17 protein-coding genes are annotated in these 16,417 nt (G+C 34.1%); 1 reads left to right on the top strand and 16 read right to left on the bottom strand.

Translation table 11 applies throughout. The features are described 5' to 3' along the window. Positions 1-12 precede the first annotated feature (12 nt). The 6 genes from dltB to V6C74_RS09160 all read right to left on the bottom strand — a co-directional run bounded on the left by dltB (position 13) and on the right by V6C74_RS09160 (position 5,495). Positions 13-1,227: a D-alanyl-lipoteichoic acid biosynthesis protein DltB gene (dltB, locus tag V6C74_RS09135; protein WP_002452818.1), complete on the bottom strand. Its 1,215-nt coding sequence runs from the start codon at positions 1,225-1,227 to the stop codon at positions 13-15. Then, positions 1,224-2,681 (bottom strand): D-alanine--poly(phosphoribitol) ligase subunit DltA, encoded by a 1,458-nt coding sequence (dltA, locus tag V6C74_RS09140; protein WP_002452817.1) that lies wholly within the window; start codon positions 2,679-2,681, stop codon positions 1,224-1,226. The genes dltB and dltA overlap by 4 nt, the downstream gene beginning before the upstream one ends. A 15-nt stretch (positions 2,682-2,696) precedes the next feature. Then, complete coding sequence (locus V6C74_RS09145; RefSeq protein ID WP_002452816.1) at positions 2,697-2,846, bottom strand: teichoic acid D-Ala incorporation-associated protein DltX; 150 nt, start codon at positions 2,844-2,846, stop codon at positions 2,697-2,699. 390 nt (positions 2,847-3,236) lie between these two features. Beyond that, positions 3,237-4,205: a D-glycerate dehydrogenase gene (locus V6C74_RS09150; RefSeq protein WP_002452815.1), complete on the bottom strand. Its 969-nt coding sequence runs from the start codon at positions 4,203-4,205 to the stop codon at positions 3,237-3,239. A 76-nt stretch (positions 4,206-4,281) separates the two neighbouring features. Further along, positions 4,282-5,061: a TIGR01457 family HAD-type hydrolase gene (locus V6C74_RS09155; protein ID WP_002452814.1), complete on the bottom strand. Its 780-nt coding sequence runs from the start codon at positions 5,059-5,061 to the stop codon at positions 4,282-4,284. Further along, positions 5,061-5,495: a DUF86 domain-containing protein gene (locus tag V6C74_RS09160; RefSeq protein WP_002452813.1), complete on the bottom strand. Its 435-nt coding sequence runs from the start codon at positions 5,493-5,495 to the stop codon at positions 5,061-5,063. Before V6C74_RS09160 ends, V6C74_RS09155 begins: the two co-directional genes overlap by 1 nt. 118 nt (positions 5,496-5,613) lie before the next feature. On the opposite strand from V6C74_RS09160, the gene V6C74_RS09165 reads away from it, so the two are divergent. Further along, complete coding sequence (locus V6C74_RS09165; RefSeq protein ID WP_002433513.1) at positions 5,614-5,880, top strand: DUF3055 domain-containing protein; 267 nt, start codon at positions 5,614-5,616, stop codon at positions 5,878-5,880. 120 nt (positions 5,881-6,000) lie between these two features. On the opposite strand, the gene V6C74_RS09170 is transcribed toward V6C74_RS09165, so the two are convergent. The 10 genes from V6C74_RS09170 to V6C74_RS09215 form a co-directional block, all read right to left on the bottom strand. Further along, positions 6,001-6,390, bottom strand: a complete 390-nt coding sequence (locus tag V6C74_RS09170; RefSeq protein WP_002452812.1) for a YutD-like domain-containing protein — start codon at positions 6,388-6,390, stop codon at positions 6,001-6,003. A gap of 77 nt (positions 6,391-6,467) precedes the next feature. After that, positions 6,468-7,385, bottom strand: coding sequence for a lipoyl synthase (gene lipA / locus V6C74_RS09175; protein WP_002433269.1), 918 nt, complete (start codon positions 7,383-7,385; stop codon positions 6,468-6,470). An 83-nt stretch (positions 7,386-7,468) separates the two neighbouring features. After that, positions 7,469-8,788, bottom strand: a complete 1,320-nt coding sequence (locus V6C74_RS09180; RefSeq protein ID WP_002452810.1) for a bifunctional UDP-sugar hydrolase/5'-nucleotidase — start codon at positions 8,786-8,788, stop codon at positions 7,469-7,471. Between the two features lie 93 nt (positions 8,789-8,881). After that, positions 8,882-9,709, bottom strand: a complete 828-nt coding sequence (locus V6C74_RS09185) for a sulfite exporter TauE/SafE family protein (protein WP_002452809.1) — start codon at positions 9,707-9,709, stop codon at positions 8,882-8,884. Positions 9,710-9,721: 12 nt separating this feature from the next. After that, entirely contained in the window at positions 9,722-10,570 is an 849-nt protein-coding gene (locus tag V6C74_RS09190) for a DUF72 domain-containing protein (RefSeq protein WP_002452808.1), read from the bottom strand. Positions 10,571-10,735: 165 nt separating this feature from the next. Beyond that, on the bottom strand, positions 10,736-11,803 hold the full coding sequence (locus tag V6C74_RS09195) for a nitronate monooxygenase family protein (RefSeq protein WP_002452807.1): 1,068 nt from the start codon (positions 11,801-11,803) through the stop codon (positions 10,736-10,738). A gap of 24 nt (positions 11,804-11,827) precedes the next feature. Beyond that, a complete protein-coding gene (locus V6C74_RS09200) occupies positions 11,828-12,853 on the bottom strand; it encodes a CNNM domain-containing protein (protein ID WP_002452806.1) in 1,026 nt (341 codons plus the stop codon). 187 nt (positions 12,854-13,040) lie between these two features. Continuing rightward, positions 13,041-14,438 carry a Fe-S cluster assembly protein SufB gene (gene sufB, locus V6C74_RS09205; protein ID WP_002433495.1) on the bottom strand — a complete coding sequence of 466 codons (1,398 nt, stop codon included), beginning with the start codon at positions 14,436-14,438 and terminating at the stop codon, positions 13,041-13,043. A gap of 216 nt (positions 14,439-14,654) precedes the next feature. After that, positions 14,655-15,119, bottom strand: a complete 465-nt coding sequence (sufU, locus tag V6C74_RS09210; protein WP_002452805.1) for a Fe-S cluster assembly sulfur transfer protein SufU — start codon at positions 15,117-15,119, stop codon at positions 14,655-14,657. Next, positions 15,109-16,359, bottom strand: coding sequence for a cysteine desulfurase (locus V6C74_RS09215; RefSeq protein ID WP_171002253.1), 1,251 nt, complete (start codon positions 16,357-16,359; stop codon positions 15,109-15,111). The genes sufU and V6C74_RS09215 overlap by 11 nt, the downstream gene beginning before the upstream one ends. Positions 16,360-16,417 lie beyond the last annotated feature (58 nt).

Here is a 16,417-nt window from a genome sequence, read left to right on the forward strand (position 1 = left end):
ATTACTCCTTTATTAAATAAATTTACCTGAGAAAATTAAGAATCCAAATGTTACAAAATGGAAAGTAATGATAATACTTAAAGCTGTAGTAAATCCATTTTGCCAACGTGGTGGATGATTTTTACGCCAACGTTCATAGTAACCGTATCCGATGAACAAGGCCGCATGATATAAGCCATAAACAATGTAATATACTTCAAGACCATGCCATATGCCCATAATAAAGAAATTTAAGAAGAATGCCATATTAGACATTGCAAATTGGCTTTTTAACAACTTCTTACGAGACATATAAAATAATGATCTCATGTAAATACAATCTCTAAACCAGAACGATAATGTCATATGCCATCTGTTCCAAAAATCTTTAATATTTTTAGCCTTAAATGGTTGGTTAAAGTTAGGTGGTGTTTTAATTCCATATAAATAACTTACTGCAATCGCGAACAAGCTATAACCCGCAAAGTCAAAGAATAGGTATAAGCTGTAAGCATACATATAAAGCCACATATGTGTGAAACCGTGTAAGTTTAATTGTAATGGATTAACTGCATATACTTGGATAAAGTAAGCAATAATATACTTATACAGGAACCCTAACATAATCATGTGGATAGCTTTAAGAACAAGCTCTCTATACTCTCCACTAGTAGGCACCTTCTTATCGTCTTTAACAAAGCGTTTATAACGATCAATAGGTCCTGATGAAATTGTTGGGAAGAATGATATAAATTGAATCAACTTCCAAACTTTGATTTCTTTAATTGAACCATCTCTAATTTCCATAATAAGTTGAACGCTTTTAAACGTTACGTATGATATACCTAGGAAGCCGACAAATTCGATTAATTTACTTTCATGAAAATGAATCTGATGTCCGCCTAACCATGAACTTTGAAGAATCTTCACAATCGCTAAAGGTAGGATAGATAACACCATCACAGTGGTAAACTTAGTAAATGTATTATTCTTTTGACGAGACTTATAATAGAACATGATTAATGCGACTTGCCAAATCACATAAATAATAAAACTTAACAATTGTACACTTAAATACTTCTGACCTAGAAGGTTGTGTTTATCTGAAGAGAAGATAAGTACAATCATAATGGCAGTACTTATACCGTTATAAATATAACTACGCTTACCTAAAAATCCGAGTACAATAACAGGTATAAGCACGATAAAAGCAATTAAGAAGAAGGTAAACGTTCCATATGGAATCATCCGTTAACTACCTCTGCAATCTTTTTACGATCTAATTTACCATTTGAAGTAAGTGGTAATTGTTCCATCCATTCGAACTTTCTCGGAATCATATACTCTGGTAAGCGTGATTTAAGTTCGTGTTTGATGTTCGTTGTCATTTCTAAGTTGTCTTCAACTTTTTCATGAGGTACAACTGCACCAATGAGATGTACAACTTTACCATTTTTATAAACTGGTACGACAATTGTTTCTCTTACATATTGTGATTGACGTAATTGTGTTTCAATCTCTTCCAATTCCATTCGATAACCGTTTAACTTAATTTGGAAATCGATTCGTCCTTGAATAAACCATAATCCGTCTTCTTCTTTAGCTTTATCTCCAGTGTGATATGTTCTAACACAATCTTCAAAGTTGAATACCGCTGTGGTCTTCTCCTCATTCTTAAGATAACCTAAACTTACACTTTGCCCTTCAATAACAAGCTCACCTTCATCAGTAGTTGATAAAGTTGTACCTGGTCTTGATACACCTACTGGCAGAGGATTGTATTGCTCTAATACCTCTTGGGTGATTTGAATACTTGTTACAGCAACAGTGGCTTCTGTAGGTCCATACGTATTATAAATTGTGGCATTAGGATATCTATTTACTAAAGCTTTAGCTGTTTTATGAGGTAGAATCTCTCCGCAGAAGAAGAATTGATTTAAACTACTATATTGTTCCTCATTAAGATTAGGTAATAATAAGCACATTTCTATAAACGAAGGTGTAGATACCCAAACGTTTATTGGTGTATTCATTAGCATCTCATTTAGCAGTTTAGGTTTTTTAATCATATCTTTATCCACTAAATTAAGCGTACCACCAGATGTTAAGCATGGGTATATCGCCATTACAGATAAATCGAATGAGAAAGGTGCTTGGTTTAGCCATTCTTTACCTTGGCCTGCTTTATTTAGTGATACCATCCACTCTGCAAATTCAATAAGGCTTGCATATTCGATTTGTACTCCTTTAGGTTCCCCTGTCGAACCTGATGTAAAGATAGTATACACAACATCGTTATATTTCATTTGACTATCGAAAATAACTGGATCCTGTGATTCTTTAATATCTTTGATAGAAATTTCTTTACCAATAGATTGATTTAAAGTTTCATCTGATGTGTTAAAAATAAATTCTGGTTGAACTTTTTCGATAATCATTTTCACACGTTCTTCTGGTACTGATGTATCGATAGGTACATAACCACATCCCGCTTTAATTGCTCCGAACATCCCTACAATCATATATGGAGACATGTGCCCATATAATATCATTGGTTTTTTACCATCTTGTAATCGATGTGCCAATTTACTCGAAGCTTCATCTAATTCTTTATATGTTAAGACATCCTCTGTATGTCTAACTGCTATCTTATCTGGCTGTTCTTTAGCGAAATGGTTTAACGTATTAATAATTTCTGCCATCATTACTCTCCCTCATTAGAATTCATTATAAATGAAGTTATTATGTGTATCGCCACTACCATATATTAAGTATAAAGCTATAAATATAGCTAAATATAATAATGTAAGTAAGTAAGGCTTCATTTTTCCAAAATACTTATTAGGTTCTTTACTTTTAGTTTTCATATAGCACCTCTTAAACTTCAATTGCTTACTACATATATAATATATTCGTTAAAATTTAAAGCTCTCTCGAATCATTAACATAAAAATACAATGTTACTTCTATATTTTTGTTTTACGATTCATTATAGTCACAATTGAATTATAATTCAATTCTATTTTTTATAATTGTTGCATGTTCAACTTGGCTAGCAACTCATTGTAAAACATTTTTCGTTACATAATGAGAACAGCTTAACGTTCTCTTTTAATTAGAACAACATTATTTTAAGACTAAAGCATTTATTAAACAATTACAGACCGACTAACAAAATTGTTAGATTAGGTCACTAAAAACTCACGCAACCTAAAAAGGATCATCATCCCTAGTTTACGTGAGTTTAGATATCTTATTTAGTTATTAACTTTTACCGGTGTGATAGGTAGTTGCTTATTTAAAACAGCTACAATATTGTTAACACAAAGTTGTACCATTCGGTCTCTTGTGAGACGTGATGCACTTCCAATATGAGGTACAATAACAACATTGTCAAATTTTAATAGAGGATGATTCATATCAATGGGTTCTTGACGTAGAACATCAAGTCCACAACCTAAAATATCTTTATTCCGCAGCGCTTCGACCAAAGCAGTTTCATCAACAATTGCACCTCGACCAATATTAATAAATATGGCATCATTTTTCATCAATTTAAATGCATTTGATTCGAATTGATTCTCAGTTTGTGGCGTTAATGGTGCTGTACAAATAACGTAGTCACTTTCTTTTAATAAAATTTCAAATGAAACATATGTCGCATTTAATTCATTTTCAGCATCTTGATTCTGAGTACGATTATGATACAAAATACGAGTATTAAACCCTTTTAAACGACGCGCAAACGCTCTACCGATATCACCCATACCATATATACCAACTGTCGAATCGTGAACATCTTTACCAGAGAGTAGATAAGGCCCCCAACTCTGCCATTGACCTTCTTGCACATATCTTTCCGCTTCAACTATACGTCTAGCAACAGTTAACATAAGAGTAAAACCTAACTCAGCAGTTGTTTCAGTTAATATATCAGGTGTGTTAGTTACAGTTATGCCATTGTCATTCGCTTTTTGAACATCGATATTGTCATACCCTACAGCCATATTTGCAATGATTTTAAGCTTTGATGCTTCCTTTAAAACTTCTTCGTCTATGCTTTCACTTAAAGTAATAAAACAGGCAGTGGCGTCTTTAACTTCACTTAAGAATGCTTCTCTAGGCATTGGTGTTAATTCTTTATCCCACATGACAACATGGCCAATTTGTTCTAATTGTTCAATAAATTGATGCGAAATCTTTCGAGTAATTAGTATTTTTTTCATCCATTCACCCCAGTTTATCTTTACATTTTCCTTTATATAATGCTTACCATTGAAATTTATCACACGGCTTTAAGGGTTACTTTTCAAGTTCAGCGATAGCAACATTTAAATCTGCGAAAGAATATGTTGGTGGCACTTCTTTAGTTTGAATTTCTTCATAAGTAGTTACGCCTGTTTGAACGTGAATCGTATCAATGCCTACATTAATACCTGACATAATATCTGTATCATACAAGTCCCCAACCATTGCTACATCTTCTTTGTTTAAACCTAGTATGTCTAAAGCTTTATCCATAATAATCGTTTCAGGTTTACCGATAAATTGTGGTTGTACCCCAGTAGAGACACTGACCACACTTGTGATAGCACCATTTCCTGGTAAGAATCCTCTTTCTTTAGGAATAGAGACGTCAGGATTAGTAGAGAGGAATTTGGCACCATTCCTAACTCCTAATGTGGCTACTGCAAGTTTCTCATATGTAACTTCTTCATCTAAACCAATTACCACATAATCTACGTCTTCATCAGTTTTTACAGTTAGTCCTGCTTCAGTTAAAGCTGTTTTCAAGCCATTCCCGCCGAGCATGTAAACTGATGCATTTGGATGCTCTTCTGATATAAAGTCAGCAGTTGCAAGTGCTGAAGTCACAATTTCATCAGGGTTCGCATCGATTTTCATTTCACGAAGTTTCTTCACGACTTGTTCCGGAGTCTTCGTTGAATTGTTTGTTACGTATAAATGCGGTATATGATTACGATTCAAATAATCTATAAATTGCGCGGCCCCATCGATTTCATCTGTACCTTTGTACATCGTACCGTCTAAATCGATTAAATAGGCTTTATAATTCTTCACTATTGGTTCTCCCCTTTTCCAAATGCAGTAATTGGAACGTTCTCACTTTCAAGAAATTGTGCAACTTCTTGGATAAATTGCTTATAATAAGGCAACGCTTTATCAAATAGAGGCATAATTTCTTTTACATCCAATTCTGTATAGTTGTGCGCAAATTGTTTTCTAACATCTACAGTGTCATTAATATGGGTTTGAGTCTCTTTAGAAATTACATTTTCTAATTCTAAAATATCAATCACGTCTTTATAGTTGCCAGGATCTCTTAAAATAAACCCATCTATAATCATATTCCCAATATCTACAGATGATTCAATTAACATTTGAGCAATACGTTCATACGCATATCGATTATCTTTATTTTTATCATAATCTTTTGTTAAACCTTGTAAATAGGTCAATTTCTGAGTTAACTTTTCTTTATCTACGAAATACATTCCTTCGTCACCTCTTCATACATCTATCATGCTTATCATATCATAATTTTGCAGTCCTCTTCATTTGTCGTTATACTTAGACGTAACACTTTTTGGAAAATAAAGGAGCGCATAACGCATGATTGATATGTACTTATATGATGACGAAGAACAGAGCCAAGTTCAGTTCGTAGGTTTTGTTGGTGAACACAGTCGTTATGATTTAATGCTCGTTCAAACTGACAGACACTACGGGAAAACACTCGTATTAAATATGCAAACTAATAAATTCGGAATTATTGGAACAGATGATATTGAAGAAGAAGGATATATTGCGCATATACTAGGCGTCACTGAAGAAGAAGGCGATGAAATTATTGAATACTTGAACGAAGTGATTCACTAAATAAATCTGTTAACAGAATGAGATTTCTCTACAACAGTGAGTAAGAATTCTAAATATATCAACTTATAAAATGCATAAAAGTCCATTAAATCGAGGTAAAGTACTCGACTTAATGGACTTTTATTTATCTTTAGTATCATGTGGTTTCTCAGTATCTTGAATGGTGGGTTGTATTTTAACATCATGAAGTTTATCTATTAGATCCTCTTCATCCTCTACTTCATCTACGAGTTCATCTTCGGGTATGTGTCGTACTACAAAATATGGGCAACCAAAATTACAATATTCTAGCAAATAATCTTGAATACTTGAAAATCGTTTACTAATTTCAGCTTTCTTATTACTATCTTTATAAAAACCTTTTAAACGTAACTGATCATAACCAAAATCACCAACTACGTAATCATATTTATTTAAAATATCTGAGTATCTCGCTGCAAATGTTTCCTCATTAAAACAATCTCTATATTCTTCAATTAATTCAAAGTATTGTTCTTCTACTTTAATCATCGTTTCACCTAATTTAATTAATATAAAAACTTAGGTTGATGACGAACCAACCTAAGTTTCAGAATATATATAACATCTTATTTACTTAATTGTTCTTCACCTTGGCGTTGTCTTTCTTTAGCTGCTTCGTTAACTTGTTCATCTGCGTGATATGAACTACGTACAAGCGGACCTGCTTGGCAATGTTTGAAGCCTTTATCCATAGCAACTTTTCTCATTTTACCAAATTCTAGTGGTGTGTAATATTTCTCAACTTTAAGATGTTTACGAGAAGGTTGCAAGTATTGTCCAATTGTTAGGATGTCTACATCATTTGCACGTAAATCATCCATTGTTTCATAAATTTCTTCCATTGTTTCCCCTAAGCCGACCATAAGACTAGACTTCGTTGGAATATCAGGTTGTAATTCTTTTGAACGACGTAGAAATTCTAACGTACGATCGTACGTGGCACGCGCACGTACTCTAGGCGTTAAGCGACGAACTGTTTCAATATTATGATTTAAAATGTCAGGTCTTGAAGCCATTAGAGTTTCAAGCGCCTCATAATCTCCACCCATATCTGATGGTAAAATTTCAATCGTTGTAAATGGGTTTCTCTCTCTCACTTTACGCACTGTTTCAGCGTAAACATTTGAGCCTTGGTCTCTTAAATCGTCACGTGCTACTGCAGTAATAACCACGTGTTTTAAGTTCATTAACTCTACTGATTCAGCGACACGTTCTGGTTCATTTAAATCTAATTCATTTGGTAAACCAGTTTTAACAGCACAGAATCGACAAGCTCTTGTACAAACAGCACCTAAAATCATAAACGTAGCTGTACGTCTTGCTCCCCAACATTCGTGTATGTTTGGACACTTTGCTTCTTCACAAACTGTGTGTAAATTTTTCTCACGCATCATCTTTTTGAGACCAGTGTAGTTTTCGTTCGTGTTAAGCTTTATCTTCAACCAATCTGGTTTACGTAAAATTTCTTCATTTTTAGTCGCCATAACAACGCATACCCTCCTGTTTAATATCTCTCCGTTTATTATAACGAAATTAACAATAAATTAAAATCTAATATACGTTAAATTTAAAATCTAAGCAACTTTTCTTTAAAAATGTCTCTTAAAAATTCTGGCATGATATAATCTGTTGGCAAGCCTTTTAAAATCGGGAAATATCTACCAAATGTATACATATCAACAGTACCTAACGTGTATTGGCGATCTGTTTGAATTTCTTCACCATTAATGAAGTATCTATTTTCAGATTCTATAAAACCAAGATTGTAAAGAATATAACCACCGAAAATGTCCCCTCTAAAACCTAATCCTTGAGCATGTTCATGCATATATTCCTGTTCCTGGCTCTTTTTAATGACTCTTATTAATTCTTCACCTGTTAAACGAACCCTCACTAAGTTAATTGGATGCGGCAGCATACGATGAATATCATATTCTGTGACTTCATCAGCCTCTATACTATTCACAATTAATCCAGCATTAACTAATGCACAATCTGCATGTGTAAATTCATAAACACTCTCCGCTAATAAGTAAGAAGTTTCAGTAATAACATCCGTTTTTTTCTGTAATTTAACATGATGATCGATGACAGGTTCACTTAATAAAGCTTTACCTTCTTCGTCAAAGTGTGTTTCAACTTGTGGTAACGCATCGAGAGGATGTAATTTAGCTTTTTTATCAGTGACTCTACCATGTTCGATGGTTAAATTGACTTCCCCTAAGAAATGACCATATTTTCCAGCTGCAGCCATAAGTACACCATTATTAAGTTCACCATTTTCAAAGTAATGATGTGTATGGCTCCCGAAAATGACATCAATTTCTGGGATTTCTTGACATAATTTCTCATCAAAGAATACGCCAACATGGCTCATAACAATGAGAACATCAAACTGACCCTCATGAGCTTCAATTTCATCTTTAATTGCCGCTAATGGATCAGTCACTACCCAATCAAGCGCTCTATAAAAAGGAGTGAAAGGTGCGGTTGCTGCTACGAATAATATTCGGCTCTCTTCAATTTCTTTAATATACGAAGACGTAATATGATTAGGTAACTGACCCTTCTCATCAAACACATTTGCACATATGACTTTAAAATTCGCTTCAGTGTATAAATTTTGTAGTGCTTCATGAGAGATTGTCATACCTTCATTGTTACCAATCGTCGCAATATCACAATGTGCTTTGTTTAGTAATTCAATATTCTTTTTACCAATCGTTGCTTCTGTGACTGGAGCTGATAAATCGACATGATCACCAATATCTAAATAAAGGGAGGGATGTTGAAGTTGTGGTCGATGGCTAGCCATATAATCTTGAATACGAGCATATTCATTTAAGTGACTGTGAATATCGTTGGTATGATAAATTGTTAATTCCATGACACGTCCCCCTCTCAAATTAATAAATCAAATATACTTATTAGTTACTTTAGCATTTAAATTCTCTATCTAAAAGTAGAAGTGCTTAGTGTATTACAAGAGAGATTTAATTATTAAGTATGCGCCTAATAATAACATGACCGTTCTTAATAACATGACTACTGTATCTGATTTTAATGAACGATTCACTTTAACTCCTATTTGCGCGCCAATAATACTAGAAATAATCAATGCCACCGAATAGCCCCAAGCGACATGACCTTGTACAATATGTCCAACAGAACTCATTACACTTGAAAAGAAAATCATCATCATGCTCGTTCCTACGGCAACATGTGGTGGAAATCTAAATACAATGAGCATTAATGGAGTCATAAGTGCTCCTCCACCAATACCAAATAAACCTGTGAGTATGCCTATAAATAAAGTTGCTACAAATGCAAAAAGTGGTGGCACACTGTAATGATAGGTTTTACCTTCTGCATCAACGTATGTACGTTCATATTGTGGTTTATCGAATATTTTGAAAGGTTTAATTTTATGACGCACCATAAGCAATATTGCTACGCAAATCATAAAAATACCAAAGTATAAGTTAAATGAATCTAAAGTTAAGAATTGACTTAAAAACGATCCTATAAGAGACCCCGGTAATAAGCCAAAAAGAAAAATAGACCCGTTTTTTATATCAACCTGTTTCGTTTTTAAATAACCTAACGAAGATGATAATCCTGTAACGATAAGGATAACTGAAGATGTACCAATAGCAATCTGCGGTGTGATGCCATGAAGTAAGTGATGATTCACTCCTAAATATACAAGAGTTGGCACGATAATAATGCCGCCTCCTATACCTACAATTGACCCTAAGATTGCTGAGAGTCCACCTATTAAAACCAGTAAAATAATAGTTAATAACATGATATTCGCCTCTTAAAATAATTTTAATTGTTGCGGAGCTAAACCTTCATAATCAATACCTAGTATGTCTTGATATGTTTTAGCATTTTGAGCAGCATGCCCACCTGAATTATTATTAAAAATTACATAAACCTTTTTAGCTTTTTGATTTAAGATTTTAACCTTTTGTGCTAAATCCTCAAGTTCTTCTCTACTGTAATCATACAAATATCTAACATCTCGCCATTCTTGATCTGTCATATCTTTTTTCGTCCAGCCATGACGATTACGTCCATGATAACGTACAAAAGCAACTTGATTTGTAATTCTGTTAACGAGAGGGATACTACCTTCTTTGACTTGAGGTTCATCAACTACAGAATGTATGATTTGATGGTCCGTTAGAAATGATAACGTTTGCTCTTTAAAACGTTCGTCGAACCATGATTGATGTCTGAACTCCACGCACATAGGCACATTTTCTAATTGCTTTCTAACATATAGTATGTAGTTAATATTTTGAGCGTTGCAATCAAACCATGGTGGAAATTGAACCAAGACCATCGCAAGTTTATTATGTTCTTTAAGAGGCTCGAGCATCTCTTTAAATTGTACGAATAATTCACTACGTGTTTCAGCGTATTCTTTATAATCAGCATGAAGCGTCAATGCTTGATGTATTTTTACGATAAATTGAAAACGTTTAGGCGTTTCATTTATCCATTTCATTATGTTTCGTTCTGGTTGAATTGCATAATATGAGGCGTCTAATTCCACTATGGGAAAATGGCTAGCGTAAGTCTTTAACTTATCATTCTTACGTTCTAAATCCTCATATAATGTATCATGGTCTCCCCAACCAGTAAGACCTATTTCTATCATTTTTATCACCATCAACATGATACCACACTATAATAGAGTGGTTCACTCTAACAATATAAACTTTACATATTCTTTAATATTATAAAAATCAATGATTAATATATAAAAAGAGAAGGAACATCCGTTAATATTTAAGGACGCTTCCCTCTCCTAATTTATCTATGATTATATAAGTTGTAATTTCTTTTCCACTTGTGATATTACTTTATCCATTACCATTGAAGCATGCATTCTTTCAGCAAGACGTGGAGATTGTCCGCTCCACATATGTGTAAGTTCTCGACTACCATTTTGCGCCGCAGCTTTTCTGATACTATTTGTCAGTTGATTTTGAATTGGGTAATCTGGGATTTCACCGTCATATTGATTCATTTCATGAATAAACTCATTATGAATTCCACGTGCAAACTTACCACTAAATACTTTAGTAACTACAGTATCTGTTTCTTTGCTTCCTAGTATAGCATTTTTCAATAAATCACTCGCAGCACTTTCGTCAGAAATTAGGAATGCTGTGCCCATTTGCACCCCTTGGGCACCAAGCATCATGCTCGCAAGTAAACCTCTACCATCCATTATACCTCCAGCAGCTACAACCGGTATAGATACATTATCTACCACTTGCGGTACAAGTGACATCGTCCCTATCATAGGTTCTTCATCACTATGATTTAAAAATGAACCTCTGTGTCCACCTGCTTCGCTACCTTGGGCGACAATGATATCCATTCCAGAACGCTCATTTTCAATTGCTTCATCTACACTAGTAGCCGTTCCAACTAAAGTGACATTCGCTTCTTTAAGTTTTTGAATTGTTTCTTCATCCGGAATACCAAATGTAAAACAACATACTGGCACATGATACTTAATAATTAAATCGATTGCTTGTTTAAACTGTTTTTCTTCAGTGACGTTGACAACAGGTTCTTCTAAATTAAATGCACGTCTATATGGTTTCAACCATGCATTCATATGTTCGATCTGATCTGGTAGATAACGATTTATACTTGGAACAAAAAGATTCACTCCAAAAGGTTTATCAGTCAATCGTTGCACTTCTTGAATTTCACTTTCCAACTTTTCAGCATTAAAATAACCAGCACCAATTGTACCTAAACCACCTCGTTCGCTTACAGTAGAAACAAGATGAGGCGTCGTACTACCAGCCATCCCCGCTTGGATAATAGGATACTGCACGCCCAATATTTTCGTCATTTCATTTTGATTCCACATCTTACTTCACCCTTCGTTATAAAGTTATCGACTTTTCACACTCTGAGGAAACCTTTGATTTTTCAACTTTTCTTCCTCTTCTTGGTCCATTTCATCCTCTATTTCCATGCCCAATAACTCTTCTATTAAATCTTCATGAGACACAATTGCATCGGTGCCGCCATACTCATCTAGCACAATCGCTAAATGCTTACGCGTCACAGTCATTTTACGAAGCACCCATTCCGCTCGATTGTGCTCGTTCACAAATAGTGGGCTTGATGCATAATTCGTAATCTTATCATCTTTATGTTTACTCCATGATAATAAATATTTTGAATGAAATACCCCGATAATATCATCAATGTCTTCATCATACACCGGATATCTTGTATAAGGTTCGTTCATAACTGTTTCATATGCTTCATCATAAGTGACTTCTTTAGAAAATGCCACCACCTTCACACGTGGTGTTGTATCTACATCAGTTATCTTTAATTTCTCAAAGTCCATAACATTTTGTAAACGCGCATTTTCAACTTCATTAAATGCACCTTCTCGCCCTGCAATATTTAATAAAGTACGTATCTCTTCTTTTGAAAAGCGCTTTTCAACAGGTTTCCCTCGGGAAAACAAATGGTTAATACCATCTGTCATTTTATTCAACACAAATGTTATCGGCTTTAAAATAATAACTAAAATATTGATGATAGGATATACCAATCGTGAAATTTGATCTGGAAATGTCGCAGCAATTGATTTCGGGATAACCTCTGAAATTAAAATAATTAATATTATTATAATTACAGATGCAACTATGATATTAACTCCCTTTTGTATGGCTAAAATAGTCACTAGAATAGGTAAAATAATATTTGCTACGTTATTGACTATAAGAATAGTTGTAATAAATTCACTAGGTTTATCAAGTAATTTCGAAAGTCCTTTAGCTTTTCTGTCACCATTCTTAGCATCAGTTTGAAACTTAGTACGATTTGCAGCAGTTAAAGCTGTTTCACTTCCAGAGAAGAAAAATGAAACTAGAAATAAAATGATAATCGAGACAATCATGATGTATTCTCCTTATAAATTAATCATTGTGAACGTTTATAAACTATTTCCCAAGAAATAAACATTCGAAACGATAAACTACAACGATATTAAAAGAATTAAATAAATAACCTGCCAACAACTCTGATATAAAGTTGCTGGCAGGTGTGAAATTCTTAATGATTCAACTCATAACTCTAGTATATGATTAACCGATTGAACCTTCCATTTCGAATTTGATTAATCGGTTCATTTCTACTGCATATTCCATTGGTAATTCTTTAGTAAATGGTTCAATGAATCCCATAACAATCATTTCAGTAGCTTCTTCTTCAGAAATACCACGACTCATTAGATAGAATAATTGTTCTTCTGACACTTTAGATACTTTAGCTTCATGTTCTAATGAAATATTGTCATTAAATACTTCGTTGTATGGAATTGTATCAGAAGTAGATTCATTATCTAAGATTAACGTATCACATTCGATATTTGAACGTGCACCTTTGGCTTTACGTCCAAAGTGAACGATACCACGATAGATAACTTTACCACCATTTTTAGAGATAGATTTAGAAACGATAGTTGAAGACGTATTAGGCGCTTTATGAATCATTTTAGCACCCGCATCTTGAACTTGACCTTTACCGGCGAATGCAATTGATAATGTACTACCTTTTGCGCCTTCACCTAGTAATACACAGTTAGGGTATTTCATTGTTAACTTAGAACCTAAGTTACCGTCTACCCATTCCATGTTACCATTTTCATGAACAAAGGTACGTTTTGTAACTAAGTTATAGACATTGTTTGCCCAGTTTTGGATAGTTGTGTAACGAACATGCGCATCTTTATGCACGATAATCTCAACTACAGCTGAATGTAATGAACTTGTTGAATATACAGGTGCAGTACAACCTTCAACATAGTTTACTGATGCACCTTCGTCTGCAATGATTAAAGTACGCTCAAATTGCCCCATATTTTCAGAGTTAATACGGAAGTATGCTTGTAAAGGTGTATCTAATTTAACGTTTTTAGGTACGTAGATAAATGATCCACCTGACCATACTGCTGAGTTTAATGCTGCGAATTTATTATCTGCAGCAGGTACAACAGAAGCAAAGTATTCTCTAAATAAATCTTCATTTTCGCGTAATGCACTATCAGTATCTTTGAAGATAATACCTTTTTCTTCTAATTCTTTTTCCATGTTGTGATAAACAACTTCTGATTCATATTGCGCAGATACACCTGCTAAGTATTTTTGTTCAGCTTCAGGAATACCTAATTTATCAAACGTACGTTTAATTTCTTCAGGAACTTCATCCCAAGAACGTTCTGTGTGCTCTGATGGTTTAACATAATAAGTAATATCATCAAAGTCTAATTCTGATAAGTCTCCGCCCCATTGAGGCATTGGCATTTTATAGAATAATTTCAATGCTTTAAGACGGAAATCTAACATCCATTGTGGTTCTTCTTTCATTTTAGAAATTTCAGTAACGATATTTTCTGTCAAACCTCGCTCTGATCTGAAAATGGACACATCCTCATCGTGGAAACCATATTTATAATCTCCAACATCAGGTGCTTTTTTAGCCATTTTAATCACTCCTTGAATTTATAATTAATAAACAACGTGCGCTTGAGATTTTTAATTTTATATAGTTAAAAGTGTAATACTTAAAAATGACTATTCTTTAAAGTTGTAATATATATTATAACAACATACTATAGCCTTCTAAAGACTATACAGTTATTATAGTTTAAGTTTACCCGATTCATTTCAAAACACACTGAAGATTACATTGATAATAAATTATTCTTCTTCAGTTGTACCTTCTGCTTTACCTTCTTTTTCGACTGTCCCTTTTTCTAAAGCTTTCCAAGCAAGAGTTGCACATTTAATACGAGCTGGGAATTGAGATACACCTTGTAGTGCTTCAATATCACCCATCTCTTCCGTGATTTCATAATCTTCACCAAGCATCATCTTAGTGAATTCTTGACTCATTTGCATGGCTTCAGCAAGAGAATGACCTTTAACAGCTTCTGTCATCATTGATGCGCTTGACATAGAGATTGAGCAACCTTCTCCTTCGAACTTCGCATCATTAATTATCCCATCTTGAATATCAAATGTTAGACGAATACGGTCACCACATGTAGGGTTGTTCATATCCACTGTCACTGAGCCGTTATCTAAAACACCTTTATTTCTAGGGTTCTTATAATGATCCATAATTACAGATCGATATAGTTGATCTAAATTATTAAAATTCATAAGAGAAAAACTCCTTCGTTTGTTTCAATGCTTGAACTAATTGATCAATATCCTCTTTAGTGTTGTAAACATAGAAACTTGCTCGTGCAGTTGAGGATACATTAAGCCATTTCATTAGCGGTTGAGCACAGTGATGTCCAGCTCGTACAGCAACACCTTCGGTATCAACTGCTGTCGCAACATCATGAGGATGTATATCTGATAAGTTGAAAGTAATAACACCTGCTCGACGATCTTTTGGAGGACCATAAATTTCTAAACCTTCAATTGCGGACATTTGCTCATATGCATATTCAGTTAGCTCTTTCTCGTGTTTGTGAATAGCATCAAAGCCAAGTTCTTCAATATATCGAATCGCTTCACCTAAACCAATTGCTTGAGCAATGAGTGGTGTTCCTGCTTCAAATTTTGTCGGTAAGTCAGCCCAAGTAGCATCATATTTACTAACAAAATCAATCATATCTCCACCGAATTCTACAGGTTCCATATCTTTAAGTAATTCGCGCTTACCATATAAAACTCCAATACCTGTAGGTCCTAGCATCTTATGTCCACTAAAACTATAAAAATCAGCGTCAATATCTTGCATATCTAAAGCCATATGTGGTGCTGCTTGAGCGCCATCAACACTAATAATTGCACCATGTTCATGTGCGATGTCTGCAATCGTTTTAACATCATTAATAGTGCCTAAAACGTTTGAAACATGTGCAATAGCTACAATCTTAGTTTTTTCATTTATTGTTTCTTTAATGTCATCAATTCTAAGTTCGCCTTCATCAGTCATTGGGATAAATTTTAGAGATGCATTTTTACGTTTAGCTAATTGTTGCCAAGGAACGATATTTGCGTGATGTTCCATCTCAGTAACAACAATTTCATCGCCTTCTTCAACATTTGCATCCCCATAACTACGAGCAACAATATTAATTGATGCTGTTGTTCCTCTAGTAAAAATAATTTCTTCAAAATATTTAGCATTTATAAATCGACGAACTGTTTCACGTGCACTTTCATAGCCATCTGTTGCTAATGATCCTAAAGTGTGAACACCACGATGGACGTTAGAGTTATAACGTCTATAATAATCATCTAATACATTTAACACTTGAACAGGCGTTTGACTTGTAGCAGTTGAATCAAGATACGCTAAGCGCTTTCCGTTAACTTGTTGTTCAAGAATTGGGAAATCTTTGATGACGTTGTTCACATCAAAAGTTTTTTCGTCCACAATATTCACGACCTTTCTGTAATTAAAGATCTCGTTTTATTTAGGTTTTACCTTTTGAAAATATAAA

The sequence above is a fragment of the Staphylococcus capitis subsp. capitis genome (assembly GCF_040739495.1).
GTDB lineage: Bacteria > Bacillota > Bacilli > Staphylococcales > Staphylococcaceae > Staphylococcus > Staphylococcus capitis.